Origin of the sequence: Leucobacter sp. USCH14 (assembly GCF_037619215.1) — a bacterium.
Taxonomy (GTDB): domain Bacteria; phylum Actinomycetota; class Actinomycetes; order Actinomycetales; family Microbacteriaceae; genus Leucobacter.
Genome location: NZ_JAQPZP010000007.1, coordinates 121,139 through 147,768, shown reverse-complemented (window position 1 = coordinate 147,768; position 26,630 = coordinate 121,139). Strand labels below are relative to the sequence as shown.

Here is a 26,630-nt window from a genome sequence, read left to right as displayed (position 1 = left end):
CCTAGAACCCAGCTTGACGCCGGGCACGATCCAGGGTCTCGACGGACGCATCGACGACGCGCACGTACCCGAGTCTCGCCGCTTCCGATGATCGCTGCACCCCGCTCACCACGGGGCGCACCTCGCCCGCGAGACTGATCTCCCCGAAGGCCGCCAGGTCGTGCGGGAGCGGATGGTCGGCGATCGCGGAGAGCACCGCGAGCGCGATCGCGAGGTCGGCCGCCGGCTCGGCGAGCTTCACACCTCCGACCGTGGAGACGTACACATCCTGGTCGTGCAGGCGCGCGCCGAATCTCCGTTCGAGCACCGCCAGAATCATGGCCACGCGAGACTGGTCGACGCCGCTCGTGACCCTGCGAGGGTTCGGCGTCGCGCTCTTGGCGACGAGGGCCTGCACCTCGACCGGCAATGCGCGTCGGCCCTCCATCGCGACGGTCGCGCAGGTGCCGCTCACCGGTGCGCCCGGACGGCTGAGGAACAGCCCGCTGGGGTCGGGCACTTCGGAGATGCCGCGATCCGTCATCTCGAAGCACCCCACCTCGTCGGTGGGGCCGTACCGGTTCTTGAGCGTGCGCAAAAATCGCAGCGAGGTGTGCCGGTCGCCCTCGAAGTGGCAGACTACGTCGACGAGGTGCTCGAGCAGCCGCGGGCCCGCGACGGTGCCGTCCTTCGTCACATGCCCGACGAGGATCACCGGGGTGCCGCGATCCTTCGCCGCCCGGATGAGCGCCGCGGCCACCTCCCGCACCTGCGCCGGGCCTCCCGCCCCTCCGTCGATCTGGTCGCTCGCCATCGTCTGCACGGAATCGACGATCACGAGGGCCGGGTCGACCGTCTCGATGTGGCCGAGCACCGTCGCGAGGTCCGTCTCGCTCGCGAGATACAGGGTGTCGTGCAGCGCGCCCGTGCGCTCGGCTCGCATGCGGATCTGGCCCGTCGACTCCTCGCCGCTCGCGTACAGCACCCGAGCGCCCGTCTGCGCGGCTCGTGCCGCGGCGTCGAGCAGCAGGGTCGACTTGCCGACCCCCGGCTCCCCCGAGAAGAGGATCGCCGCACCGGGCACCACGCCGCCGCCGAGCACGCGGTCGAGCTCACCGATCCCGGTCTGCCGATGCCGCACCGCGTCGCCCTGCAGCTCCGTGATCGGGCGCGCTTCGCGACCCGCAGCGGGCGCGGCAGCCCGCGTGGTGCGCGCGAGCGACGCCCCGGCCCGAGCCGGCTCGACGACGGTGCCCCACTGCTGGCACTCGCCGCAGCGCCCGACCCACTTCGAGGTCTGCCACCCGCATTCGGTGCACGTGTACAACCCGCTTGATTTCGCCATGCTGCGAGCCTACTGGCGACCTCCGACGTCGACGTTCGAGCGCGTGGCGCCCTCGGTCGCACGCCTGTAGGTGGTCAGCAGTACGGTGAGTGCATGCCCGAATCGACCGCGACCGCAGGCTCCGCTGCGCGCTGGTGCGTGCTCGGCCGCACCGGAGCGGGCGCCTGGGCCGTCGTCGATATTGCCGCTGACGGAACGCGGGCCGATCCGGAGGAGATAGCGGCGGAGGAGCTCGCCGCCGCCATCGCGCGGCGCGAGCACCGCGCCTCCCCGCGGTGGGTGTGGCACGACACCGCAGCCTGCTACGGGCCGCTTCTCGCCACCGGCGTGCGTGTCGAGCGGTGTCACGATCTGCGACTCTGCCACCAGATTCTGCGGCACGCCGACTCGGTGGGCGATGCGGCCGACCTGCGCGCCGCACGGCGATGGGATGCACCGCCGGAGGCGGAGGCCGCGGCTGCCCCTCCGGCGCTCGAGGCGGCGCCGACCCTGTTCGATGTGGTCGCCGAACCGAGGCGACGGCACGGCGTTCCCGATGACCTCGAGGAAGCGCTCGCCGAGTTCGATCGGCAGCGGGAGGCCCTCGCGAGCGCGCGGGAGCCCGGCCGCCTCGGCCTGCTGCTCGCCGCCGAGTCGGCGGGTGCACTGGTCGCCGCCGAGCTCTCCGCGGCCGGCGTTCCGTGGGATGTCGACGAGCACGATCGCGTGCTCACCGAGGCGCTCGGGCCCCGGCCCGCTGCCGACACGAAACCGGCGCGCATGATCGAGGTGGGAGCAGAGGTGCGGCGGCAGCTCGGAAGCCCCGACGCCCCGCTCGATTCGCCGCCGCGCTTGCTGCGCGTGCTGCGCTCGGCCGGGATCGAGGTCGACTCCACCTCCCGGTGGGAGCTCGCGAAGCACGAGCACCCCGCGATCGCGCCCCTGCTCCAGTACAAGAAGCTCTCGCGGCTGCTGACCGCGAACGGCTGGGCGTGGCTCGACGAGTGGGTGCGCGACGGGCGCTACCGGCCCGTCTACGTGCCCGGAGGTGTGGTGACGGGCCGGTGGGCGTCGAGCGGGGGCGGGGCGCTGCAGATCCCGCGCCAGCTGCGCCCCGCGCTGCGAGCAGACCCGGGATGGACGCTCGTCTCCGCGGACGTGGCGCAGCTCGAGCCGCGGGTACTCGCCGCGATGGCGGGAGACCGCGCGATGACGGCGGCCGGGGCGGGAAGAGATCTCTACACCGGCATTGTGGAGAGCGGAGCCGTCGCGACGCGTCAGGAGGCGAAGTTCGCCATGCTCGGAGCGATGTACGGTGCGACGACGGGCGAGAGCGGGCGTCTCGTGCCGCGACTCCGCCGCACCTACCCCGCGGCGATGGCCCTGGTCGACGACGCCGCGGAGGCGGGGGCGCGCGGCGGAACGGTGTCGACGTGGCTCGGACGAAGCACGCACGCTCCCGATCCCGAGTGGCAGCGGGTGCAGTCGAGCGCGAGCCTGCCGGAGGCGACGGGTCGCGATGAGGCCGCCGCCCGCCGCGCCGCTCGCGACCGCGGTCGGTTCACGCGCAACTTCGTGGTGCAGGGCACGGCAGCCGAGTGGGCGCTGTGCTGGATGGCAGACCTGCGCCAGCGGCTCGCCGCCTTTCCGCCGGTCGCCGAGCGCGATGCGGCCCGCGCCTCCGGACCCGTGTTCGAGCGCCGCCCGCACCTCGCGTTCTTCCTCCACGACGAAGTGATCGTGCACTCCCCCGCCGAGCACGCGGACGCGGTCGCGGCAGCCGTTCGCGATTCGGCCGCCGCGGCCGGGCGGTTGCTGTTCGGCGGCAGTGCGGTCGATTTCCCGCTCGACCTGCGCGTGGCGGAGCGGGCCGAGAAGGAGTAGCGCAGCGCGCAGCCATCCTGCAGCCCCGTGCATCACCGGGGCGCGGCGACCTCCTGCTCGACCCGCTTCGAATCGGTGCGCTCGACGTGATCCGATCCGTTACGGTGCTCCGCAGGTTTCGACCCCATGTGCTGCCGCCACCGTCGCGACACTGAATCGCTGAGGTGCTTCCAACTGCGATCGCGGATGAAGATCGAATCGATGGCGATCATCGTCAGCGAGAACCAGGGCAGGCCCATCAGCACTCCGATCGCGATGTGGAAGCTGAGGATCCCGAAGAGCGCGAAGAGTCGGGTCGGTCGCGACAGCAGCATCAGGAGGAAGGCGACCTGCAGAATGATGGATCCCCACGTGCCGATGGCGACCGCCGGGCCCCACGCCGTCACGATGTCGCTCAGGATCGGCCATGTGCCGAACCGCATCGTCTGCAGCGGGTTGTACACCGCGTACCCCTCGGCCCAGGGCGCGCCCTGGGCCTTGTACAGCCCGCCGGAGGCGTAGACGAACGTGACCTGCGCGGTGAGCGCGACGAGGGCCAGGTTGTGGAGCACCGTGCCGATCTGATTTCCCGAGGTGCCGGCGGGGAACCACTCCTGCTTGGCGCGGCGCCTCGCGTCGAGCGACCACCTGGCCGCGGGATCCGCGAAGAACATGAGCACGAGCGCGATGCGGAACATGTTGTCGCCCTGATCGCCGACCATGTCGTTCATCTCGATGAACCCGACCCAGAGCGCGAAGAACACGGGAAGCACGATCCTGAAGCGCCACCCGAGCACGAAGACGACCGCGAGCACCATGAGGAAGAGGTAGAGCAGCGTGAACGCGACGTCGTTGCCGGCGACGGCGTGGAAGGCGCCGAAGATCCACACCTTCGGGAAGTCGCTGACCGGCTCGGCGAGCTCACCGTTCCACGCAGACCCGGAGCCGAACGTGTAGAGGCGGGTGCCGAAGTTCGCGGCGAGCAGGCCGAACGCGGTGAGGCCGAAGACGATGCGCGTGACGGCGAGGCCGTACAGCGCCTTCTTGCCCATGAAGAGCCAGCGCTCGACGAAGTCGATCGCCCGGCCGACCGTGCCGGTAACCGCACTCCACGCCGCGGCGACCAGACTGCCGATGAACGCGCCGAACCGGCCGGGAGCGGAACGCTGCTCGCTCATTCTGAGATCCTCTCGAACTGCGAACGGAAGACGTCGGTGAAGTTCCCCTCGTTCTGCCCGTCCTCCACGACCAGGGGACGCCAGCCGGGGAGCACCACGGAGGGCTCCGGGCGCTTCGCGTCGGCGTTGTGGCGTTCAGCGAACGGGATGATGTTCTGGCGGCTGACCCGGTACTGCACCGCGACGACGTCGTCACCCCATACGGCCTTCGCCACCTGCGTCGCGTATGCCGTCGAGCGGCGCTCTTCGCTCATGAACTCGTCGACGGTGCCGGCGTTCTTCTCGATCGCGGCGGGATCGAGCCCTGAGTTCTTCGCCCCGTTCTCGAGCGCGGCTCGCAGCCCGATCTCCCACTCCGCGGTCATGAAATCGCCGGCGGCGGTCGTGCGCTGCACTTCCGTCAGCGCGTCGAAGGACTTCTTGAAGCCCGAGGCCAGCTCGGTCGACTGGATTCCGGCACGCGGAGGGGTGAGGTTGTAGCGGATCATCGAGAGCTCGACGTCGGTCGCGCTCACCCACCCGGTTTTGGTGCGCTCCCCCGAAGCGTCTTCCACCATGGCGCGCACATTGAAGTGGTAGTCGCCGTTCACGGGTTCCGGCGCGAACACGCTCCAGGACTGGCCGAACATGGGCAGCATGTACGAGCTCAGAGTATTTCCCGGAACCACCTCGCGGGCGTTCGCCGAGTACGGAGCGATCCACAGGAACGAGGCGAGAATGTGCCAGGCCGCGAGCAGCACGGCCGCCCATGCCACGAGGCGAACCCAGAGTTTCACCGCGGGTCGCGCGCTCGGTTGCGTCGTTTCAGGGGTCACACCTGCTCCTGTCTTGCCGGAATGGAGTGCGGGCAGTCGTGGCGAACCTACCACGACGAAGGCGTGCGGCCGGGCTTCCCCGACCGCACGCCTTCATGCGTATTGCTTAACTGCGTCGTGCGAGATTGCGGCGGCGAACCGACACCGCGATGCCCGCTCCGGCGAGCACCAGCAGCAGCCCCGCGATACCGAGACCGAACTGGCTCTCGCTACCCGTATTGCTCAGGTGCCCCGGGCCACCGGAGGCGTCGCTCGAACCCGACGCGCTCGCGGACGAGGATCCGCCGGCCGTCGACGTACCGCCCGCGTCCGCGGCGCCGCCTGCGTCAGCGGCCCCGCCGGAGCTGCTGTCGGCGTCGGCGGCCTCAGCGGGAAGCACCGTGAGCTCAGCGGCGTCGGTCGTGACCGTGGTGGTCCCGTCCGTCGCGACAGCCCGGAAGAGCATGCCCGTCTCCGGAACCTCAGCGGCCTCGACCGTCAGCGTGCTGCCGTCCTCCGAGACGAACTCGTCGGTCGGCGACCACGCGCCCTCGGCCATCGGCTGGAGACCCTCCGCAGCGCTATCGGACGGTGCGACCGGCGTGTACTCCTCCCACGTGATCGAGGTCGGCGATCCGGAGACCACCTCGACGGTGAAGACCGCGTCCTCGCCCTCGGTAACCGTCACGTCCGCGGGGTCCGACAGGACGAGTTCTCCGCCGTCGGCATCCCCGGTCGCATCGGCCGAAGCCGCAGCAGACGCATCCGCCGAGGACGTCGCCTCAGCAGCAGCCTCCGACGCCGCATCCGCAGCCGCCGACGCATCCGCCTCAGCCGCAGCCGAAGCCGCCGCCGACGCATCCGCATCAGCCGTCGAATCCGCCGTCGAGTCGGCACTCGCCGTCGCCGCCGCCGAAGCCGCAGCGTTCGACTCCGCCGAAGCCTCCGAAGAGGCATCCGCCGTCGCAGCGACCTCGGCCGCAGCATTCGCCGACACATCCGCAGCCGCCGAAGCGTCGCTCGTGTTGTCATCGTTCGCCGCAGCCTGCGCTGCAGCCTGAGCCGACGCCGACGCGTCATCATCCGCCGCCGCATCAGCCGAAGCCGACGCCGAAGCCGACGCATTCGCGTTCACATCAGCATCCGCATCAGCGGTCGCGTCAGCGGAAGCCGCAGCAGACGCATCCGCCGAGGACGTCGCCTCAGCAGCAGCCTCCGACGCCGCATCCGCAGCCGCCGACGCATCCGCCTCAGCCGCAGCCGAAGCCGCCGCCGACGCATCCGCATCAGCCGTCGAATCCGCCGTCGAGTCGGCACTCGCCGTCGCCGCCGCCGAAGCCGCAGCGTTCGACTCCGCCGAAGCCTCCGAAGAGGCATCCGCCGTCGCAGCGACCTCGGCCGCAGCATTCGCCGACACATCCGCAGCCGCCGAAGCGTCGCTCGTGTTGTCATCGTTCGCCGCAGCCTGCGCTGCAGCCTGAGCCGACGCCGACGCGTCATCATCCGCCGCCGCATCAGCCGAAGCCGACGCCGAAGCCGACGCATTCGCGTTCACATCAGCATCCGCAGCCGCTTCCACCACGGTGGTCGCGGTCGCCGTCAGGCCGCTGGTCTCGCCCGTCGCGGTGAAGGTCGCCTCGCCGGGCTCGAAGTCCGCGGGCACCTCCCACTCGGTCGAGATCGTGCCGTCCTCGCCGGCCGTGAGCGTCTCCTCGGAGCCGTCCGGGAACACGACGGTCACGTCTTCGCCATCGGTGAATCCGCCACCGGAGAGGGTGACCGTGCCGCCCTGCTCGACCGGGTTCGGCGTCGCCTCGAGCGTCGCGACCGGAGCCGCTTCGACCTCGGTGGTGGCGGTGGCGGTCGCGCCGCTCTCCGCGCCGAGCGCGGTGAAGGTCGCCGTGCCCACCGCGAAGTCGGCCGGAACCTCCCACGTCGTGCTGATGGATCCATCGATCTCGGCGACCACGACGGTGGTCGTGCCGTCGGGCAGCGTCACCGTGACGTCCTCGCCCGAGCCGAATCCGCTGCCGGTGACCGTCACGGTGCCGCCCTGCAGCACCGGGTTCGGCGTCGCTTCGAGCGTCGCCTCGACGACTGCGACGACCTCAGTGGTGGCCGTAGCCGTCAGGCCGCTCGTCGCACCGGTCGCCGTGAAGGTGGCGTCACCCTCCGGGAAGTCGGCGGGCACCTCCCACGTCGTGGTGATCGTTCCATCCTCCGTCGCCGTGACGGTGGTGGTCGTCTCGTCGGGGAACACGATGGTCACATCTTCGCCGGAGTCGAAGCCGCCGCCCGCGAGGGTCACCGTGCCGCCCTGCGACACGGGATTGGGGGTCGCCTCGAGGAGCGCGGTCGCGGCCGCCTCCACCTGAACGGTCGCGGCAGCGGTCTCGCCGCTGGTCGCGCCGGTCGCCGAGAAGTTGGCGGGCCCGACCGGGAAGTCCGCGGGCACGTCCCACTCGGTCGTGAAAGTGCCATCGTCGTTCGCTGTGACGGTCTCCACGGTGCCGTCGGCGAAGGTCACGGTGACGTCTTCGCCGTCGTCGAAGCCGCCGCCGGTGAGTGTGACGGTGCCGCCCTGCTCAACGGGATCCGGTGTCGCGCCGAGCGTCGCATCGGAAGCCGCGACCACCTCGGTCGTTGCCGTTGCGGTGAGCCCGCTCGTTCCTCCGGCCGCTGAGAAGGTCGCGGTGCCGGGCGTGTAGTCCTCGGGGACGTCCCAGGTCGCGGTGATCGATCCGTCGGTCTCGGCGGTCACGACCTCCGTGGTTCCGTCGGGGAACGTCACCGTGACGTCCTCGCCGTCGGTGAAGCCCGTGCCCGTGAGGGTCACGACCCCGCCCTGCACCACGGGGTTCGGCGATGCCGCCAGCGTCGCTGCTGCCGCTTCGGCGAATGCCGAAGCGGATCCGAGCTGCAGGTTCACCGCAGACTCCTCGAGCAACGGCAGCAGCGTGACGCTCAGCGCGCGAACGGTGAAGCCCTCCGGCCCGAGATCGCTCTCCGCCGGCTGCTCGTTGATCGTGACGTCCAGCACCTCATTCAGCACCGGCTCCAGCGCGGTGTCGAGCAGATCCGTGACGATGGGGTTCAGCAGTTCGGTCACGGAAGGCTGAATGTCGGCCACCGCGTCGGTCAGCACGGGGAGTACAGCAGCTCCGATGTCCGCGATCACTGGCGTGATCAGATCCACCACCGGCTGCAGAAGTGCCCCGAGCTCGACGGGCACAGGAAGGTTCGGCAACAGCGTCACACCGGAGACGTCGATTCCCAGAGGGTCATATCCCGTCTGGCCCAAGACGCCGCCGAGTGTTCCTTCGATGAGCACTGGCCCTTCGGCGACGTCGATCGTCGTCAGTCCGAGGTCAAGACCGAGCCCGACCTGGATGTCCACCGTCAATCCCACGCCATACACGCCCTCGGTGATGAGGTTCGTCGCCTTGGTCACCAGCGAGTTCGGCCCCGGGCCGACCAGCGCTTCGGTCACCCCGTTGAGGATCGCGTTGACGGTGTCTCCGCTCAGCACGTCGGTGTTCGGTGCGAGCGTGCTCAGGTTCTGACCCGGCTGACCGCTGACCGCGAGCTCGTCGAGCTCGACCGTGATCGTGCCGTCGTTCAGATCGATCGACACGCTGCCGTCCGCGTTCTCCAACGGAGCCTCGAGCAGCTGGGCACGCAGCTCCGTCGTGAGCGCAGAGGTGTCAAGGCCGAGTTCGTTGAGCGAGGCCTCGACCAGAGGCAGCGCATCGAGCGTCGCGACGAGGTTCGTCACGAGCGTGTCGACGCTGCCGCCCGGTGCGAGAAGAGCGTCGACCGGATCGAGAATGGTGTCGGCGACACCTTCGATGTCGGTGACGAGTCCACCCACGGCGGGGCTCGAGAGTTCGAGGTCCAGGCCCGTGAGCGAGTACTCGGACACGATGTCGGCGCTGTCGGCCTCGACGCGCGAGGCGAGGGCGCCGACGCTCAGGGTCGCCTCGTCGAGCAATTCGTCAGCGACGGCATCTCCGAGGAGCTGCCGCACCAGTGCGCTCGCATCGAGCTCGGCGGGAGCGAAGCTCGAGGGGTCGTTCACCGGCCCGAGGTCGATGCCGCCCTCGTCGGTGATGATGCCGGATGAAGCGACGGAAGAGGTTGCGGAGGGGGATGTCGAGAAGCTGGAGAGCGCGCCCAGGTCGCCGAGCGCGAGCAGCCCGCCGTCACCTTCTGCGCTGCTGAGCAGCGGGAGGTCGAGTCCGTTCGCGTTGACGGTCGCCGTCTCGAGAAGCGCGAGGTCCAGTCCATTCGTGACCGGGCCCTCGGCGCCCGGGAACTCGGTGCTCGACGACGCCGTGCTCGCCACGTCGAGGCCGAGCCCATCGACCCAGAGTCCGTGTCCGTGCGCCGCCGATTCGGCTTCTGCGCTCGGAAGCTGCGTGTCGGCGACGGCCGCGGTCACGCCGAACGCCGAAGCAGAGGCGAGCGCCGTCACCGCCGCAAGCCCCACTGCCATGGGACGAGCGGCTCGTCTGAACCCGCTCCTCCCTCTATCTTCTCTGTACCTCACGAAAGGCCCCCTTTGATCCGTGCTGACGTGTATTCCGCGTCACTGCGGCATCGGGGTGCAGACGCAGTCCTTCCCCCTCCCGCGAGGCTATTTATGTGTGTTCCCTGAAGCTACGACTTGCCGTAGTGCTCTACCGCCATCGAGCTTCCCCTGAGCGGAGGTGACGTGACTACTGAGAACCAGATGGCATCTACTGAGCAGCGTCACCGCGAGGACTGAGGCCAACAGAGCATCAGCCTGAAGTCAACCCCTCAGCACAGCACTATCCGCATGCTATGGTGTTCCCAGACGCCTTTTGTGTTGAGCGAATGCTCAGCGGTTACGGAGGCAGTTCGTCTTTCGAGGGGGGAAGGACGTGGATCGTCGCGTGCAACGGGGCAGGGTTCGAAGCGACATCGTCGCTCAGTTGGTGCGAGAACTCGAAGCACCGGGAACCGTCGTGCTCGCCGGCCGACACGGCAGCGGCCGCTCGCACGTCGTGCGGGCCGTCGAGGCGTCCTTGACTGCAGCGGGTCGTTCGGTGTTCCGCGGCAGCGCAGCGGACTCTCGAGCGATCGACGGCGTCGAGCAGGCCGACCCTGCGCGCGTCGTGCTCGTGGACGACGCCGAGCAGGCTTCCCCCGAGATGGTCGCCGCGCTCGTCGACCGAGTGCGGAGCGGCGGGCGGATCCTCTGCGCCATTGCCGCAGACCACTCTGCAGATGAGGTGCAGCGCACGACGGACTGGGCGCACCTGTTGACCCCCGAGGACGCAGAGGGGCCGGTGACCCGATACGTGCACCTGGAGCCCCTCACCCTGCCGGAGACGCTGCAGATCGCCGTGGAGGTGACCACCGCCCCGATCGACTCCAGCGTGCTCGCCGCGCTGCACGCGATGTCGTGGGGCCGGCCCGCCTGGCTCATCGACCTGATCCACCTGGCCGCGCAGGGCGCGGTGCTGGCGACGCCATGGCCTCGATTGTCACTGACGCAGATCAGCGAGTCGGGGAGCGCGTCGCTCGAGTTCGCCGACTCCGTGGCGCAGAAGGCGTTGAGCGACGAGGAGGTCGCGGGAGCCACCACGCTCGCGCAGCTCGAACCCCGCACGCTGTTCGGGCACGAGGACCTCATCGGAAGCGCCGCAGTCGCATCGCTCGTCGCGAACGGCGTGCTGATTCCCACCCCGCACGACCCCACGATCTACGGAGTGCCCGAGCTCTTCGCGAGCGGGATGCGATTGCGGGCGAAGCCCGACGCCGTGGCGAATGTCGAGCAGCGCGCCGCGCGCACGCTGATGCTGCAGGAGTCGCTCGGGGTGCCGCTCTCGGAGCGAGAGGCGCACTTCTGCACCACGGTGGCCGACGACGGAGCGGGTCGGCACGACCCCGATCCAGCTCGGGCCGAGCTCTTTCAGCGGGTGGCGCTCGATGCGCTCAGTTTCGGCGCCGGTGCGGAGTGCCGCGACCTCCTCGTGCGAGGCGCGGGCTACGGCGCTGCGCTCCACCCGCTCGATCGCAGCCGGGCGGCCACCGTCATGCACGGAGCACTCGCCGGCCTCCGCAGCCTGAATACGGCATCGGCCGCCGACGCCCAGAACCCGGCGCAGCGCATCGCCGCGATCGCGCTCGCGAGTCAACTCTCAGCCGAGTCTCCGATCCCGCAGCACGCACGGTCCGGCGCCTCCACGGAGGGCGAGGGCGGCGACTCGTTGGAACGCGACGCCCGGTTCGTCTTCGCTCGGTGGAACGACACGGGCCCCATCGGTTCGGACATCGACGAGTTGCAGCGCATTGCGGTGACGCATCCGTTCCGGGAGGTGGCTCTCCTCGCCGGGCAACTCATCGACCTCGAGAACATCAAGATCGGCAGGCGGCCCGGGGATCCGGCCTCGTGCACGGAGCGCATCGCGCGAGTCACCGATATCGCTGTGTCGAGCGCTCCCGAGTTGCGCGACGTGCTGGCTGCGGCGACGGTGACCGAGGCGATGCTCGCCCTGTATCTCGGCGACACCGATGGAAGCGATGCCGCGCTCTACTCGCTGACGGAATCGCTCCCGGCCACGGCGAGGCATCGCCTGTGGCTCGGGCACCTCGGCGCGGTGGGGCAGGCGATCTCTTCGGGAGACATCCCGCGAGCGCTGCGCGAGTGGGAGCTCTTCGAAGCCCGGCTGCCCCGGTTCATCCCCTCGCGACTCACCGCGCTCATCGACGACACCGGCAGCGCGATCCTCCGCACTACGATGGGACACACCGATGTGGACGGGAACGGGGAGGAGATCGTCGACGACTTCCCCACGCAGGTGCTCGCCTACTTCAGCGGCCGACTCGACCGAATCGGCTCCCGGATCCGTCGCTACGAGCACCTCCACGGGTCGCCGATCGACCCCTCGCGCGCCCTCGTCATGGTCGCATTGGCCCGAGCTCACGTGCAGGCCGCGAACGACCAGAACCCCGTGGCGCTGCTGCAGGGCGCGGACGCGCTGACCGAAGCCGGCTACTGGGCGCCGGCCGCGTACGCGCTCCGCGAGGCGAAGCGCATCTTCATGCGGCGTCGCGCCACGGGAAGCGTGAATCGCTGCGAGGCCCTGCTGGGCGACCTCGAGACCACGGCCCGACGAGTGGATCCGTGGTTCCGGCTGGACCAGCTGCCCTCGAATGATCACGTGCAGCTCACTCCGCGCGAATCGGCCACGGCTCGGCTCGTCGCAGAAGGGCTGAGCAACAAGGCGATCGCGACCCGCCTGCGGTGCAGCGTGCGCACGGTGGAGTCGCACATCGCCCACGCGCGAGCGAAACTGAGTGCGGGAGACCGCAGTGAGCTCGCGGCGCTCATGCGCGAGGTGCGGCTGCCCGGGGAGGATCGCGATCGCACCGACTCGCGTCAGCGCCGCTTCGATTCGCGCCTCATCGATCAGATGCGCTAATCTCGATAGCGGTGACGTGTCCGAGCGGCCGAAGGTGCAACTCTCGAAAAGTTGTGTAGGGTAACCCCCTACCGTGGGTTCAAATCCCACCGTCACCGCCATATTGCGAAGGCTCCGCCTCCCGTTGATCAGACTGGATGCGGGGCCTTCGTCATGTCGAGGGTCGAATGCGCGGCGAACGGTAGGGCGAGGCTCGGGCGCCGGGCGTCCGAACGCCGTTGCTCGAGCAAGGGGATCAGTTCAGTCGGTCTCCCCGAGAACGGGAACGCCCCAGACCCGCGCTGCATCCGAGACGAGGCGGTCGATGCCGTCCGGCGTCTCACGACGCAGAGGTGCGCTATCGCGCGAGACCGGGATCGGGAGCGCGGCGTGTTCCGTTCCGTGGGCGATCACGATGACCAGGGTCGGGTAGAGGAACGCGCCCTCCTGAATGCCGCCGCTCGTGACACCCGCGATCCGGTCGCGCGGCACGCGGTACGCAGTGAGCAGCCGAGCGCCGCCTCGGATCAGGCGGAACCCCGACGGGTCGATCACGCCCGTGGGGCTCGACATCAGCAGCCCGCGCGGGGCGCTGCCGAGTCCGAGCCGAGGAATCGCGCGAGCGAGGAATGCCGCAACGGCGTTGAGCGCATAGGAGCCGAAGACGCGCGCCTGCGGTTCGCTCTTCTGCAGCGCTCGCCTCTGGGTACGTTGCAGCCTCCGGATCCGTCCGAGCACGATCCATACGATGAGGCCGGCCACCGCCAGCCCCGCCGCGAAGGCGAGCAGCGTGGCAGCCGGCGACTCCCCGTTGATCAGCGGGCGCACGAGCGCTCCCCACACGAGGAAGGCCGCCAGAACGACGGCGATCACGACGACGACTCTGTTGGCGGGCGGGTTCTTGCGCACGGAGCCTTTCTCCTTCATAACGCGGTGAAATGGGCGGGTGTGGCTGCGGGGTGCGCCCTGTCAGACGCCCGTCAGGAACACGGCCGCGGGGAGCAGCTGCAGCGCACCGAGCACGACTCCGAAGATCGGCCACCCGTATCCGCCGGGCTCGGCGCGAGCGAACACGATCCCGATGATGCCGAGCACGACGGCGACGGCCCCGAAGAGCACGGCGATCGGGAGGGTGATGAACAGGAGCCATCCATAATTCGGATCCGACGTCGTTGCGAGAACGAACACGATCACGGTCGGCATGATCCCGACCAGCGCCACGACCGTTGCCGCGATTCCGCATCCGAGAGCTCGGCGACGGCGAGGCGGGGAGAGCTGGGTCACGCCCATGAGCTTAGCCGCCTGTCCGGCCGCCGGGTGTTCCGGAAGAACCTGCGATCTTCCCAGCTAGAGCGGGCATGCAACCGGTATCTTGGAAGGCACCAAGGGGAGTACTCCCGCTGTGTGGTGGGTTCGTCATTACGGATGCGTCGTTCATCCCGGACCACCAGCTGATTCGTCAGTGGAGGAGACCTTGACGATCACCCACGTCACCCTTGGAGTATTCGATGCACCCAGATGCGCACCTCGTAGGAGCCGCGCTCACCGCGCGTGCCGCATTCTCGGCTCGCGGCGCATCCGCATTCGGTTCGCTCTCGCGCGCACGGGCGCTCTCGCGCGCACGGGCGCGCTCCGGCGACCCCTCCTCCGGTGACTCTCATTCCTGCACGCTCCATTCAGAAAGGGACTTTCGATGAGCAATATGAAGAAGCTGTTCAACCTGGCCAAGAAGGCGATGGATTCGCGCAGCACGAGCGAGAGCGGATCTCAGCACGGAGGATCGACTCGGGGTTCGACAGACTGGCGTTCGATGGTGCATAAGGCTGCGGATGCCGTGACCGGAGAATCCCGCGAGCACTCGCGCGACCGCGGTGGGCACGCTCCCCAGTACCGCGGAACCCCCACTCCTCCGCCGGCGCACGCACGGCAGAGTTCCCCAGCTGTCAGCCAGCAGGACCGGGCGGCGATCGCCCGCTACAACTACCTGCTGGAGACCGCCGACCCCCGGCAGCTCGAACAGGTGCATGCCGAGGCCTTCGCGAAGCTCACTCCGACGCAGCGGGCCCTGCTGCAGCAGGACATGAACCGCGACCTCTCCCCCTCCGAGCGCCCGGCGTCGGCGGAGCCGTCCGATCTCGCGCGCGCTGCGACGCGCAGCGAGGTGCGCAACCCGGGGTCGCTGCGGCGCCTCCTCGCCCGCTCCGGTGGGTCGGGGAACCGCGGCGCGCTCGCTGCGGGCGCCGGTGCGGTCGGCCTGCTGGGACTGGTCGCCGGTGGCGCGATCGCGACCTCCGTCGGCGGCTCGCTCCTCGCGGATGCGATCGGCTCAGGCGTCGACTTCGACGCCCTCGCGGGCGGGTTGGATCCCGAGGCGCTGATGGGCGATCTCGCCGCGGACGACGTGCTGTCGGGCGTGGGCGACGCGGTACCCGGCGTCGAGGATGCGATCTCGGGTGCGGGTGACGCGGCGAGCTCGACGCTCGACGCCGCGCAGGGCGGGCTGGGCTCGCTGGGCGACGCGGTCTCGAACTTCGATCTGCGCGGATTCTTCGAGCGGTGAACCGACGCACTCAGTAGCAACCCCGGTTGACACCGGCGGCGTGAGCAACGTAGGTTGACAGCATGGAATCCACTCGCATCGCTGCTCGCGCCGCCGATCTCTCCGACCCGCGTGCCGGGTTACGAGCGGTCGCATCACTTCGGGCCCTCGCCGACACCCTCGAACTCCGCCAGGTCGAGGCGGGACTGATCTCGGGAATGAGCTGGCAGCACATCGCCGACGCGCTCGGCGTGACGCGCCAAGCCGTGCACAAGAAGTACGCCAAGCGCATCGACCCGACGATCGTCATTCCGCGGAGGAACGCATGAGCAAGTTCGCCCGCTCGGCCGACACCTCCCATCGCCTGTCGCTCGCCGCGATGGAGGAGGCGTCTCGCGTCGGTTTGCGCACCGCCGACATCGAGCACCTGCTCCTCGCGCTCACCATCGACCGGGACGACGCCGGCCGCGCCCTCCGCAGCCACGGGCTGACCCTGCAGGCGGCGCGCGCGGGCATCGCCGCGCAGCACGCCGCCCAGCTCGCCGCGGTCGGGGTCAGCGTGCGCGAGCCCGAGGAGGGGCGCATCGTCTTCCACGAGACCGAGGGGTACGAATGGAGCGACCGGGCGCAGCGCATCTTCACGAGCGCGAACTCGCGCGGCAAATCGGGTGATGCCGTCGCCGTGCTCGTCGAGCTCCTCGCGGAGCCCAGCGGGTTCATCGAAGCGATCCTGCTGGAATCCGGAGTGAGCCGCGAAGCGATTGAGCGCGACCTCGGGTCCCGCGGCGACACTGGAAAGACCTCGCCCGACCTCGGCGTCTCGAGGCGAAGCTCCAGCGCCCTGGCAGGCACCACGGAAGGGTTCGTGCCCGCCCAGATCGCCGAGGTGTGGGCGCTTCTCGCCGATCCTGCGCGCATGCCCGAGTGGCAGCTGTCGGTCGCGAGCGTCGAGCACAGTGAGAACGGGGCGACCTGGCGCGCGCGCGCCACCACGACGCGACCCGACGGCACGCCGCTCAACGTCGGTGAGGCGTTCCACCGACTGAGCATCGAATTGCTCGAGCGGGACCCCGACCGGCGCATCGTGTGGAGACTCTCCTTCCCCGACGCCCCGCGCGCGAACACGCGCACGATCGACCTGCGCCTCGAACCCGAGGGGGACGGAACGCGGCTCCGGATCGCGTTCGCCTGGGACCGGTCCGCGGCCCATGCGCAGCGACGCAATCTGCTGCGCTCGCTCGTCGGCGTGCTGCTGCGCCCCGCGCACCGCTTCATCATCTGGGTGCAGCTGTCGCAACTCGTGAGCAGCATCAGCCGCGTCTTCCGCTGAGCGAACGGGCGCCCCGGCGTACGGCCAGCGGCGTATCCTGCTCGCATGACCGATACGCGGCTCAGCGCCCCGCGGCGACTCGTCACGACGATCGCCATTCTCGCCTCGTTCGTGACATCGCTCGACATGTCGGTCACGAACGTCGCGCTCCCCCGCATCTCCGAGGAGCTCGGGGGCGGACTCAGCACGCAGCAGTGGGTGGTCGACGCCTATCTCGTCACCTTGAGCGCACTCATGCTGCTCGCCGGATCCATCGCCGACGCCTACGGTCGCGTGTTCATCATGCGGATCGGCCTGATCGGTTTCGGCATCGCCTCGATCGCGGTCGGGCTCGCCGTCTCCCCCGAGATGATGATCATCGCTCGTGCGCTGCAGGGAGCCGCCGGCGCGTTCCTGCTGCCGAGTTCGCTCGCGTTGATCACCTCCCGCATCTCGGGGGCCGCGCAGGGGCAGGCGATCGGCGCCTGGACGGCCGCGACGACCGGGGCGATGATCATCGGGCCGCTGCTCGGCGGCCTCTTCACCGACTACCTCTCGTGGCGACTGGTGTTCCTCATCAACGTCGCGCCGATCGGGGTGACGCTCTGGATGCTCATCAAGCTGCCCGACACCGACGACCGGCAGCGCGGCGTGCGCATCGACTGGCTCGGCGGCGCGGCAGCGGCCATCGGGCTCGGGCTCGCGGTGTGGGCGCTCATCGAGGAGCCGATGCACGGCTGGGCGAGCCCCGCGATCTGGGTGCCGCTCACCGCCGGCATCGCACTGCTGCTCGCGTTCCTCTGGTGGCAGACGCGCGTGGCCTCCCCCATCCTGCCGCTCGCGCTCTTCCGGGTGCGCAACTTCTGGACGGGCAATCTCGCCACGCTCTTCATCTACGCGGCGCTGTCGCTCAACGGCTTCGTCGTCGGCGTCTACCTGCAGAACCCGGATGGGCCGGCGCTCACCGCGACGCTCGCCGGGCTCGCGAGCCTCCCCATCACGATCCTCATGGTGCTGCTGAGCTCGAAGGTCGGGGCGCTCGCCGGCAGGTACGGGCCGCGCCTCTTCATGACCGTGGGCCCACTGCTGCTCGGCACCGGCGCCCTGCTCCTGCTGCTCGTCGGCGACCCGTTCTCCTACTGGTGGCAGGTGCTGCCCTCCATGGTGGTCATGGGGTTCGGGCTGTCGATCATGGTGGCCCCGCTCACCGCCGCGATCCTCGGAGCCATCGGGCCCGAGCGGAGCGGGATCGCCTCGGCCGTCAACAATGCGATCTCCCGCGTCGCCGGGCTCATCGTCATCGCGCTCCTCGCGACCATCGTCGGCGGGCGGCTCGACCTCGGCGGGTTCCACTCCGCGGCGATCGTCACGGGCGTGCTGTTCTTCGCCGGGGCGATCGTGTCGTTCCTCGGGATCCGCAACCCGCGGCGAGAGGATGAGGTCTAGACAGAGCCCTCCAGGTCGAGGCGGTGCGCGATGTCCCCGCCGCGACGCATGTAGGGCGCGAAGCCCATCGCCGCGTAGTACGACAACGCGGGCGCATTGTCGGCACCGATACTCGCGTCGATATGCGCAATGCCGGCCACCCGGGCCGCCGCCAGAGACTCCTCGAAAAGGCGCCTCCCCAGCCCGGAGCGCCCGGCCTCGGGATGCACGTGGGTGCCGATGATCCCCCAGTCGGCTGCAAGGCCGTAGGGGTTGTCGGGCCAGGCCCACTTGAGCGACTGAAAGGCGATCACGCGGCCGTCCTTGTCGGCGACCGTGCAGGCGATGCGGTAGCTCATCTCCAAGTAGCGCTCTCGCACGGTGGCGATGTCGACGGGGCCCGACCGCAACCCCGCACAGTAGATCGCGTTCTGCACCTCGACCATGTCATCGGCGTCCGCATCCACCGCTTGTCGAATGTCCACCATCCCCACATGCTCTCACGCCCGTGCTCCAACCCATGCTCTGACGAAATCGATGCGCTGCGATTCAGCTGTGGACCCCCACGAACACCTTCTCCGTGGGTTCAAGGGTCAGCCAAGTTCCGGAGAAACCTTGTGGAATAAGGAAGGACTGACCCGCTCCCCACTCTCTCCGACGGCCTTCGCTGTCTTCCACAGCGACGCGCCCGGAAAGGATGACGCACAGCTCGGTGTACGGCCAGGAGTCGAACGAAACGCTTCCTTCGCCGCCGCACCAGTAGCCACCCTCTACTGCGGGGTTGCCGAGGTCCGCGCGATACTCGGTCTCCGACCACCCCGAGCTCACATGATCGTAGGAATCAAGGGGCGGTGTCGAACCGGGGAGCGTCGACGAGCGGACATCAGTAACGGCGTCAATTGTGGTCATGCTGCTGTACTCCTTGCTGAAGTGCGGAAAAGTCGGTCGCGTGGACATGGCGTTCGAGCGCATTCGCGACGGAGAGAACGCGGTTGTCATCGTAGGAGCGTCCTACAATCTGCACGCCGGTCGGAACGCCGGTGCGTGAGATTCCACTGGGCACGCTGAGCACTGGAAGCTGAGCGAGGGAATTGAAAGGGTACGTCATGAACCACGCTTCGGCGACCTTCGGGGGCACGACCTCACCATTGATCTCGATGTCGAGATCGAGGGGCGATCGGTCGGCGGGCACCGACGGAAGTGCGGTCGTCGGGCAGAGAAACGCGTCGTAGTTCTCCAGGATCGGCCCGAGTTCTCGGTACATCTGCACGTGCACCTCGAGCGCTTCGATCAGGTCGCTCGACGAGAGCTCCTTGCCTTTCGCGATCATGTCTTCCGCGTAGTCCGAGAGCAGATGCCGATCGCGTTCGAAGTCGTGGACGAAGCGCGCCGCAGATCCCCTGCTGGAGTTGGTGGCGACCCACGCATCGAAGACTTCGGTGCCCCAGTCGAGAGGCACTTCTTCGACGGTGCAGCCCAGCGCCCGAAGGCCTTCGACGAGCGAGAGCAGATTGTCGCGCACGTCCTCGTCGACGGGGAAGTAGCCGAGGTCGATCGAGTACGCAATCTTCCACCCCCTGACGTCCTGAACCCTCGTGTAGTCGACGGTCTCCGCAACGGTCCCGATGTCGTCGACATGGCGACCTGAGATGATCCCTTGCATGAGGCGAATGTCGTCGACGGTTCGGGCGAGCGGTCCGTAGTGCATATACGGGTCGAAGGTGTTCGGAAGATCATTCGGGTTTCGACCGTACGGAGCCTTGTAGCCGTACACGCCGCAGCAGGACGCGGGAATCCGGATGGATCCGCCGATGTCGGACCCGTCTGAAATCGTGGTCATTCCGGCGGCGAGCGCAACTGCGGCTCCGGATGAGGATCCGCCCGGTCCGTATTGCGTGTTCCACGGGTTTCTGGTGACGCCCCACAGCGGCGTGTAGCAATTGCCCGCTTCACCGAACTCGGGCATTGTGGTGCGACCGATGACGATAGCACCCGCATCCAGAAGCCGTTCGACGCCGGGATGGGTGTTCGCGGTGACATTGTGCTCATACAGTTTCGAGCCGTATGTCACCGTATGTCCTGCAATCGGAATGTTGTCTTTCACGGCGAGCGCGATTCCCTCAAGCGGTCGCGCAGTTCCCGTCGCGTAACGCTCGTCCGCTTCTCGGGCCGCTACTCTCGCGCTGTCCGCGTAGACCGCGGTGAACGCGTTGAGCTTCGGGTTCTCGGCTTCGATCCGGTTGATGAGCGCTTCGAGCAGCTCGCTGGGTCGCAGTGAGGCCTCGGCGAAACGCCTGAGGGCTTCGGTCGCGGAAAGATACACGAGTTCGGTCTGGTGCATGGCGTGGTGCAGTTCCTCTCGGTGTGACTATTGCTGATTGCGCAGTCGCGCGTGAAGAGCTTCGGTGGCTTCGTCGAATGGGGCGACGAGATAGGCGGTGTGGTCGCTCATTCGGTGGCGATGCGACACCGCACCGGCCCACTGCGTGCGGCCGCGCTCGATCACGTAACGGCGGGCGCCCTCGACGATGCGGAGCATGTTGCGAAGGGTGTCCTCGCTGTACCTGCCGTATGTGTCGCCGGTGGAGACGTAGACCGGCGAGGTGTGTGCGAATACCACCCGATCCCATGTGTCGTGGTGCCGCGCATCTGCTTCGCCGAAGCAACGGAGAGCGATCCACGAGTCCTCATGAATCGCAATGTCGCGAGCGAAGGCGAACGTGCCGGTTGTCCGATCCACGGGTACGCGAGTGTGCACGATTCCGTTGACGATGATCTCGATCTCCGCGGCGGGGAATATCGTTTCGAGTTCACCCGCGACCGTCACGAGACGACCGTGTTGCACGTGAAGCGTCGCCCCGGCGACGTGCTCGTCAACCGTCGCCCACAGGAGCGGACCACTCGTGACCATCGTATTCCCGGACGCAATGCCCCGGCACCACTCCCAGTAATCGATGGCATTCGTCGTGACGCCCGCGTAGGTGCGCAGCATCCCGATCGGAACTTCCGCGGTCATCTTGTCGGTTCCCGCAGCGAGCGGAATCTGGAATCCAGCATTCAAGTACTTGTAGTACTCGCCCATGTTGTAGTGATCGAACCCGATGGTCTCGACGGCGTCGAGTCTTCCCGTGGCGAGGAGCGCCGCGGTCTCGCCGTAGGGCACCGGGAAGTGGGCGAGGACGACGGTTCCACCCTGCGCGTGGCACTCGTCGGCCCATCGCGACAGTGTCGTCTCGAGACCCCCGCCGAGTTCCGCCTCCTCCGAGCCTCCCGTGCACCACGGCATGATGGGCTCTCGGAGCCCGAGCAGGTTGATGTGACCGAGCATGTTGGTGCGGTTCTCTTGACCGGTGAACACCACGGCATCTCTCGTGTGCGAGTATTCCGCCCGACCGCTGAACTCTTCGGTGCTGGTGAAAAGGTGCCCCCATTGCGTTTGCAGCAGGTTGACGACGTGAAGATCTTCTGAACGCGCCTCGAGTTCGGCACCCTTGGTCGATACGAAGTGCACGTGCGTGTCCCCGCCGACGAATCCGCGATCGATCGGCCTGAACTTCCGCTTGAGCTCGATGACGAAGTGGTGCTGCGTGGGAGTGACAGTCAGTTGCTCCCGGACGGGCTCGTAGGTGAACCCCTTCACCGCCTCGACAGTCACACTCCCATTCGGAAGCCAGCCTTCGAATCGTCCGTCGGCAAAGGCATACGTGCTGGCTCCGAGACGAACGTCTCCTCCGATGTCGAGGTTCCACGTTCCGCCATCGGAGTTGATGTGGGCGTGGTGTCCGTAGGGAGCGTAAGGAACACCGTGCTCCGATTCGAATCGGATCCGAGCAGCGATCGGTTCCCCGCTATCCGCATCTCTGATCTCTCCCGTGACCCAGGTTCGATCAGCGGATGGGAGGGAAACGGATACTCCGTTGTCCAGTTCAAGAGTGCCCGCAGCGACGAGATCGCCCCAGGTGAACACCGCGATGGTGTGGCCCCCGCGCACGATCGTGATCGTCGCCGAGTCGGCCGCGGCGATCCGCGTGTATCCGCTGTCGGCGCTCGTGTGCTCGCTCCCCCACCCGGGCGCTCCGACGCGGGTGTGTTCGGGTGTGCGATTGGTCCGGTATACGTAATGGGCCGTGCCGCGGTCGACGAGGACTTCGACGGTTTCATCGACCTCGGAGTCTTCGAGCCGCACGAGCATTTCACGTTCGACCGCGCGATTGAGAGGTTCTTCGTCGAGGATGCTGCGCGTCACAGCACCGATGATGAGCGTGTGCCGGTCTCCTCCGCGGAGCACGACGTCGCGAACCTCCTGGGCGGGCCGCGGGTTGCGCCACGCCCACAGGTAGAAGCGATACGGCAGCACGTACGGAACTCGGGATTGCGGATCCTCGATCTCGACGAGCCGCGCACCTGCGGTGTCGAACCTTCCGCAGACGCGGTCCATGAGTTCGTGCTCGGCGTCGTTGACTGCCAGAAACGGCGTCTGCCCCCAGTCGAGGGGTGTCACGTGTCCCAGCCACTTCCGAGGCGTCGGGCCGATCTCAAACCGTTGCGAGAGCGGCACCTCTTCTTCCGTGCCATCCGTGAAACGCACGAGGTACGAGCCGACAGGCTCTCCGATCGATCCCCCGTCGTACAAATCGGTTTCGAGCACCGCGTGGGCGAAGACGAGCCAGCGAGCGGTGTCTCCCACGGGTATAGTCACGTGCTGCAATGGATCTACACGCACGACGGCGTGGTCGGGTGTGCCGAATGAGAACGGCAGGCCGTGCAGCGTGCGCTGGCCGAGCGTCACTTCTCGGGGATCCTCGAAGAGCGAAACGGGCGCGTTGTAAGCGGAGGTCAGATCTACGGGGATGTAGCCGTGCCGGCTGATAGCACTCAAGGTGTGCAGCTCCTTCTTTGCGGTGCGGTGAGCGATCGACGCAATGACTTCGCGGGATGCGACGTCAGGGAATGACGGAGATTTCGGTGGTAGCGGCCATCGATTGATAGATGTCGGGCCGTCTACTGCGCAGATAGAGGCCGCGCCAGAGTCCGCCGATGACCGCGCACCCTGCCAGCACCCATACGATGATGTTCACCGTCGGGTCTCCGCCCGTGAAGAGATCGAAGTTCACGATCACGAGGATCGCGATGAAGGTCAGTGCGAGCCAGGCCGCGCCTGGCGCGATGAGGGTTCTCCACAGGCCCTCCTCTGGATGCGCTCGGCACAGGTAGACCGCGCTCGCGAGTGAGCACAGCGACCAGAGAACGATGATCGCGAGGAACCCGAGCGCGCTGCCGACGAGCAGGAGGACGGTGTAGGGGTCGACGTTCCCGAACGCGCAGACCACGACCACGATGAGGCCGAGTGCGCTCTGCAGCATTCCCGCTACCCACGGCGAGTACGTTCTGGGATGGGTGCGCCCGAATACCCGTGGCAGGATCCTCTCCCGCCCGAGTGTGTACACATAGCGGTTCGATGCGTTGTGCAACGCCAGCAGCGCAGCGAACGCGCTGAGAATCAGGAGAAGGTTCACGATCTCGTACACCGCAGGATGAGTCAGGCCCGCGTAGAGCTTGACGACGAGACCTTCGAGATCGCTCTCAGCAGCCCCGGTGATACCGTCGGCACCGTATGCAGTGACCACGACGAGCGCCATCAGACTGTAGAAGACTCCGATGAACGCGACCACGATGTACGTCGCACGCCGCACGGTGCGCGTCCCGCCTCGCACCTCTTCAGAGTAGATCGACGTCGACTCGAACCCCATGAAGGCGCCGAAGACGAGCGCGAACATCGCGAGTGTTTCCGGGCGCAGCACGAGGGCGGGCGCATAGATCTCGACGGGAACGTCTCCACTTGCGGGCGCCGTGAGCACCACGATGGCGAGCACGATGAGGGCAAGCACCTCGAGCACGAGAACGACACCGAGAATCTTCGCGCTCGCCGTGATACCCCGGTACCCCAGTGCACCGACGATCATGAGTGAGACGAGGGCATAGGCCCACCATGGCAACGAAATGCCGAACCACTGCGCCAGACTGCTCGCGGCATACGTACCGATGACTCCATACGTCGAAATCTGCAGCGCGTTGTATGCGAGCACCGCGAGCATTGCCGCAACCGTGCCCGTGACCTTTCCCAGGCCCCTCGAGATGATCGTGTAGAACGCGCCGGAGCTGCGCAGATACTTCACCACGGTGTTGAGCCCCACGGCGAACAGCGCCATGACTCCGGCGGCGATGAGATAGCCGCCCGGGACGGCCGCACCCCCTACCAAGAAGTGCAGTGGCATCACGGCTGCGACCAGCGTCAGCGGCGCGAGCGTCGCCAACGCGGTGAAGACGAGTTCGGGCAGGTTGATCGCTCCCGACGCGAGACGGTTTTCCTCGTGCATTGCTTGAACTGACATGCGGCCCCTTCGCCGTGTATTGCTTCTAGGTCAATTATTATTGCCCTACATGCAAGTCAATTGCAAGCGGATTCTCCCAGCTGCTCTCCAGAGCTGTCGACGCCTACTGCTGCATCGTCTTCGCCAAGCACCACATCACGGAGGCTCCGACTTCAGCCGACGCCTGCCAACTGTGCAGGTCCCGGCCGTCCAACGTCAGCGAATCCCTACGACCGAGCGTCCATTCCTCGTCGTGCAATACGACCGTGAGCTCGCCCTCGAGGACGTGCACGAAGTGCAACGGCGTATTCAAGGAGTAATCGAGCATGCTGCCGCTCGCACCGGGAGCGAACACGCTGTAGATCACCTGCAATCGATCCTCGGATCGCGGCGTGAGGAGACGTTCTTCAACGCCCTCGTCTGCTTCGAGAAGCTTCGGCGCTTCTTCCCAGCGCACCCGGGCAACCTCCGTCTTGGACAGCAGATCCCCGACGTCCAACTTCAACACATCGCACACCGTCACGAGTGTCGCGAGACTCGGCGAGGTGAGATCGCGCTCGAGCTTGCTCAGAAACCCCTCGGTGACACCGCTCGATTCGGCGACCTGGCGCATCGTCAGGTGACGCGCGATTCGTGCACGGCGCAGCTTGGCGCCGATTCGTGCACGTTCCGGGTACGACCCCGCTTCTAGTACAACCATCGCGCTCCCTCGGTGACTCGCCCTATCCCATCTTCATCGGCGAAGACGAGAAGCCCCCGAGATTCTCATTCGGAGGATCTCGGGGGCTTGCACATGTGGCGGTGACGGTGGGATTTGAACCCACGGTAGGGGGTTACCCTACACAACTTTTCGAGAGTTGCACCTTCGGCCGCTCGGACACGTCACCGCGGAAGATCCTACGGGATGCGATCCCGGCGCGCCAATCGAGCCGGCCGGGGCGCGCCGGCACTGCAAAGCTCGCGCCTGCGCGAAGAGCGAGAGCGCACTTTGTGCGCACCCCTCACTTCGAAGCAGCACAAAACGGGATCTCGTCGAGATGCGCTCCTGTACCTCCGGGCGCCGCAACTGCTCACCGCCACGGGAATAATCGCACAGCGACACCGCGCCCCCACCGCGCCCCCTACGCCAGCCGCGCGTCCCAGAACTCGCGCAGCTGCTCGCTCTTGCGGAAGACGATCGTGTCCCACTCCTCGTCGGTGGTCGACGAGTCGGCGAAGTCGGAGGGCACCTTGAAGATCTGCAGCGCCGCACCGAAGCGAGCGCACACGCTCGCGTAGGCGTAGGCCTCCATATCCACCAGGTTCGCGCCGAGCCCCGCGATCGTCGCGCGTTGCTCGTCGTTCTGCACGAAGACGTCGCCCGTGGCGATGACGGCGGTGGCCTCGGGGGGCAGGATCGCGTCGCCCGCCGGCCGCAACTCCGGCGACGGCAGCGAGAAGTCGTGCTGCACGACCCCGGTGATCTGGTACACAGTGTCGAGCGATGGGCGCTCGGGGCCGTCGCTCACCACGCCCGCGGTGCCGAGCACCACGACGCGCTCCACCGGCCGCTCCGAGAGCTCGGCGGCGAGCGCCACCGCCGCATTGACCTTGCCGACGCCCGTCACGAGGTGCTCTACGTCGGCGAAGGCGGACGCCTCGTCGCGGTGGGCGAACACGAGCAGGGTCGCAGGTTCAGACATCGGCACTCCCAGCGGCGCTCGCGCGCCCGTCGATCCACATATTCGAACCCAACACTAGCGCTTCTCGAAAATGTGTTCTAATATGAAGGGTCGGGTTCGCGAGCCGTACGCATGATCGCCAACGATTGGCACGTCGAGATCACCTCAACTCTGCGACAGGTGCCGCGATACCCACCAAGCACCGAAGGCCTCAGACGAGGCTGGTCCCCCGATGAGACCGGTGCAGATGCGCTCCGCTTTCGATCCTGAAGATCGAGCGGGCTGTACCGACGCAGCCCCGGCGATGCAGCGCAGGGCTCCGAGCGAGCCCATCCCCCGAGAATCGCTCGGGGATCGCGCACCGTGACGGTGCGCTGAGAAAGGAACACCATGACTTCGCATACCCGTATGCCCCAACACCAGAATCCCGTCCACCAGAAGCCCATCCACCAGATGCCCGGCACCGCTGACGCGCGCCCCGCCATCGCGGCTCCCCTGCGCACCCCGTACCACTCCCTGAGCGGAGCGGACGACATGCTCGTACCCGCCTGGGCGCAGCGCCGCTCGGTCTACCGGAGCTCGGGCCGCACCCTGTACCTCGTCGAGACCGACCGTCTCACCGACGCGCGCAGCGATCTCAAGCGGCTCGATCGAGCCGGCTGGAACGTGAGCGTCTCCGAATCCCCGTCGAGCGCGCGAGCGCGCATCGCCCTGACCCGCAAGGATCTGGCCCGCGCAGCCTGAGCGGTGCACGCGG

General features: G+C 67.8%; 20 protein-coding genes and 2 tRNA genes. 8 read left to right on the top strand and 14 right to left on the bottom strand.

The window, feature by feature from the left end; translation table 11 throughout:
- Position 1: 1 nt before the first annotated feature.
- Positions 2–1,324: a DNA repair protein RadA gene (radA, locus tag PQI23_RS09120; protein ID WP_339973765.1), complete on the bottom strand. Its 1,323-nt coding sequence runs from the start codon at positions 1,322–1,324 to the stop codon at positions 2–4.
- A gap of 93 nt (positions 1,325–1,417) precedes the next feature.
- Here radA and PQI23_RS09115 point away from each other — a divergent pair, with 93 nt between their 5' ends.
- Positions 1,418–3,187, top strand: coding sequence for a bifunctional 3'-5' exonuclease/DNA polymerase (locus PQI23_RS09115; protein WP_339973763.1), 1,770 nt, complete (start codon positions 1,418–1,420; stop codon positions 3,185–3,187).
- A gap of 32 nt (positions 3,188–3,219) precedes the next feature.
- Here the strand turns inward: PQI23_RS09115 and PQI23_RS09110 are convergent, their stop codons facing one another.
- From PQI23_RS09110 to PQI23_RS09100, 3 genes are all read right to left on the bottom strand, one after another.
- Complete coding sequence (locus PQI23_RS09110) at positions 3,220–4,344, bottom strand: HTTM domain-containing protein (protein WP_339973761.1); 1,125 nt, start codon at positions 4,342–4,344, stop codon at positions 3,220–3,222.
- Positions 4,341–5,159 carry a DUF5819 family protein gene (locus tag PQI23_RS09105; protein ID WP_339973759.1) on the bottom strand — a complete coding sequence of 273 codons (819 nt, stop codon included), beginning with the start codon at positions 5,157–5,159 and terminating at the stop codon, positions 4,341–4,343. Before PQI23_RS09105 ends, PQI23_RS09110 begins: the two co-directional genes overlap by 4 nt.
- Before the next feature lie 106 nt (positions 5,160–5,265).
- Entirely contained in the window at positions 5,266–9,633 is a 4,368-nt protein-coding gene (locus PQI23_RS09100) for a choice-of-anchor G family protein (protein ID WP_339973757.1), read from the bottom strand.
- A gap of 421 nt (positions 9,634–10,054) precedes the next feature.
- Here PQI23_RS09100 and PQI23_RS09095 point away from each other — a divergent pair, with 421 nt between their 5' ends.
- Together PQI23_RS09095 and PQI23_RS09090 are read left to right on the top strand one after the other, a co-directional pair.
- Positions 10,055–12,589 (top strand): LuxR C-terminal-related transcriptional regulator, encoded by a 2,535-nt coding sequence (locus tag PQI23_RS09095; RefSeq protein WP_339973755.1) that lies wholly within the window; start codon positions 10,055–10,057, stop codon positions 12,587–12,589.
- A 10-nt stretch (positions 12,590–12,599) separates the two neighbouring features.
- Positions 12,600–12,690, top strand: a tRNA-Ser gene (locus PQI23_RS09090).
- 139 nt (positions 12,691–12,829) lie between these two features.
- On the opposite strand, the gene PQI23_RS09085 is transcribed toward PQI23_RS09090, so the two are convergent.
- Positions 12,830–13,477, bottom strand: coding sequence for a hypothetical protein (locus PQI23_RS09085; protein ID WP_339973753.1), 648 nt, complete (start codon positions 13,475–13,477; stop codon positions 12,830–12,832).
- Between the two features lie 60 nt (positions 13,478–13,537).
- Complete coding sequence (locus tag PQI23_RS09080; RefSeq protein WP_339973751.1) at positions 13,538–13,852, bottom strand: hypothetical protein; 315 nt, start codon at positions 13,850–13,852, stop codon at positions 13,538–13,540.
- Between the two features lie 409 nt (positions 13,853–14,261).
- On the opposite strand from PQI23_RS09080, the gene PQI23_RS09075 reads away from it, so the two are divergent.
- The 4 genes from PQI23_RS09075 (at position 14,262) to PQI23_RS09060 (ending at position 17,862) form a co-directional block, all read left to right on the top strand.
- On the top strand, positions 14,262–15,128 hold the full coding sequence (locus PQI23_RS09075; RefSeq protein WP_339973749.1) for a cation-transporting ATPase: 867 nt from the start codon (positions 14,262–14,264) through the stop codon (positions 15,126–15,128).
- Positions 15,129–15,190: 62 nt separating this feature from the next.
- Complete coding sequence (locus PQI23_RS09070; RefSeq protein ID WP_339973747.1) at positions 15,191–15,436, top strand: hypothetical protein; 246 nt, start codon at positions 15,191–15,193, stop codon at positions 15,434–15,436.
- The gene (locus tag PQI23_RS09065) at positions 15,433–16,437 is read left to right on the top strand and encodes an SRPBCC family protein (RefSeq protein WP_339973745.1); all 1,005 of its coding nucleotides are present in this window, start codon (positions 15,433–15,435) and stop codon (positions 16,435–16,437) included. The genes PQI23_RS09070 and PQI23_RS09065 overlap by 4 nt, the downstream gene beginning before the upstream one ends.
- 45 nt (positions 16,438–16,482) lie before the next feature.
- Positions 16,483–17,862: an MFS transporter gene (locus PQI23_RS09060; protein WP_339973743.1), complete on the top strand. Its 1,380-nt coding sequence runs from the start codon at positions 16,483–16,485 to the stop codon at positions 17,860–17,862.
- On the opposite strand, the gene PQI23_RS09055 is transcribed toward PQI23_RS09060, so the two are convergent.
- The 8 genes from PQI23_RS09055 to PQI23_RS09020 form a co-directional block, all read right to left on the bottom strand.
- Positions 17,859–18,329 (bottom strand): GNAT family N-acetyltransferase, encoded by a 471-nt coding sequence (locus PQI23_RS09055; protein WP_339973741.1) that lies wholly within the window; start codon positions 18,327–18,329, stop codon positions 17,859–17,861. The two genes, PQI23_RS09060 and PQI23_RS09055, sit on opposite strands and share 4 nt — an antisense overlap.
- A gap of 61 nt (positions 18,330–18,390) precedes the next feature.
- Entirely contained in the window at positions 18,391–18,750 is a 360-nt protein-coding gene (locus PQI23_RS09050) for a cupin domain-containing protein (protein WP_339973740.1), read from the bottom strand.
- Positions 18,737–20,182, bottom strand: a complete 1,446-nt coding sequence (locus PQI23_RS09045; protein ID WP_339973738.1) for an amidase — start codon at positions 20,180–20,182, stop codon at positions 18,737–18,739. Before PQI23_RS09045 ends, PQI23_RS09050 begins: the two co-directional genes overlap by 14 nt.
- Positions 20,183–20,209: 27 nt before the next feature.
- A complete protein-coding gene (locus tag PQI23_RS09040; protein WP_339973736.1) occupies positions 20,210–22,720 on the bottom strand; it encodes a CehA/McbA family metallohydrolase in 2,511 nt (836 codons plus the stop codon).
- A 64-nt stretch (positions 22,721–22,784) separates the two neighbouring features.
- Positions 22,785–24,233, bottom strand: a complete 1,449-nt coding sequence (locus PQI23_RS09035; protein WP_339973734.1) for an APC family permease — start codon at positions 24,231–24,233, stop codon at positions 22,785–22,787.
- A 103-nt stretch (positions 24,234–24,336) separates the two neighbouring features.
- A complete protein-coding gene (locus PQI23_RS09030; RefSeq protein WP_339973732.1) occupies positions 24,337–24,912 on the bottom strand; it encodes a helix-turn-helix domain-containing protein in 576 nt (191 codons plus the stop codon).
- Between the two features lie 96 nt (positions 24,913–25,008).
- A tRNA-Ser gene (locus PQI23_RS09025) sits at positions 25,009–25,099 on the bottom strand.
- Between the two features lie 234 nt (positions 25,100–25,333).
- Positions 25,334–25,894 carry a phosphorylase family protein gene (locus PQI23_RS09020; protein ID WP_339973730.1) on the bottom strand — a complete coding sequence of 187 codons (561 nt, stop codon included), beginning with the start codon at positions 25,892–25,894 and terminating at the stop codon, positions 25,334–25,336.
- 387 nt (positions 25,895–26,281) lie between these two features.
- Here PQI23_RS09020 and PQI23_RS09015 point away from each other — a divergent pair, with 387 nt between their 5' ends.
- Positions 26,282–26,617: a hypothetical protein gene (locus PQI23_RS09015; protein WP_339973728.1), complete on the top strand. Its 336-nt coding sequence runs from the start codon at positions 26,282–26,284 to the stop codon at positions 26,615–26,617.
- Positions 26,618–26,630 lie beyond the last annotated feature (13 nt).

Excerpts from the sequence above, each read along its gene's own strand:
- radA (WP_339973765.1), bottom strand. The coding sequence starts at position 1,324 with ATGGCGAAATCAAGCGGGTTGTACACGTGCACCGAATGCGGGTGGCAG.
- PQI23_RS09115 (WP_339973763.1), top strand. The coding sequence starts at position 1,418 with ATGCCCGAATCGACCGCGACCGCAGGCTCCGCTGCGCGCTGGTGCGTG.
- PQI23_RS09110 (WP_339973761.1), bottom strand. The coding sequence starts at position 4,344 with ATGAGCGAGCAGCGTTCCGCTCCCGGCCGGTTCGGCGCGTTCATCGGC.
- PQI23_RS09100 (WP_339973757.1), bottom strand. The coding sequence starts at position 9,633 with ATGGCAGTGGGGCTTGCGGCGGTGACGGCGCTCGCCTCTGCTTCGGCG.
- PQI23_RS09075 (WP_339973749.1), top strand. The coding sequence starts at position 14,262 with ATGAGCAATATGAAGAAGCTGTTCAACCTGGCCAAGAAGGCGATGGAT.
- PQI23_RS09070 (WP_339973747.1), top strand. The coding sequence starts at position 15,191 with ATGGAATCCACTCGCATCGCTGCTCGCGCCGCCGATCTCTCCGACCCG.
- PQI23_RS09065 (WP_339973745.1), top strand. The coding sequence starts at position 15,433 with ATGAGCAAGTTCGCCCGCTCGGCCGACACCTCCCATCGCCTGTCGCTC.
- PQI23_RS09060 (WP_339973743.1), top strand. The coding sequence starts at position 16,483 with ATGACCGATACGCGGCTCAGCGCCCCGCGGCGACTCGTCACGACGATC.
- PQI23_RS09055 (WP_339973741.1), bottom strand. The coding sequence starts at position 18,329 with ATGGTGGACATTCGACAAGCGGTGGATGCGGACGCCGATGACATGGTC.
- PQI23_RS09050 (WP_339973740.1), bottom strand. The coding sequence starts at position 18,750 with ATGACCACAATTGACGCCGTTACTGATGTCCGCTCGTCGACGCTCCCC.
- PQI23_RS09045 (WP_339973738.1), bottom strand. The coding sequence starts at position 20,182 with ATGCACCAGACCGAACTCGTGTATCTTTCCGCGACCGAAGCCCTCAGG.
- PQI23_RS09035 (WP_339973734.1), bottom strand. The coding sequence starts at position 24,233 with ATGTCAGTTCAAGCAATGCACGAGGAAAACCGTCTCGCGTCGGGAGCG.
- PQI23_RS09030 (WP_339973732.1), bottom strand. The coding sequence starts at position 24,912 with ATGGTTGTACTAGAAGCGGGGTCGTACCCGGAACGTGCACGAATCGGC.
- PQI23_RS09020 (WP_339973730.1), bottom strand. The coding sequence starts at position 25,894 with ATGTCTGAACCTGCGACCCTGCTCGTGTTCGCCCACCGCGACGAGGCG.
- PQI23_RS09015 (WP_339973728.1), top strand. The coding sequence starts at position 26,282 with ATGCCCCAACACCAGAATCCCGTCCACCAGAAGCCCATCCACCAGATG.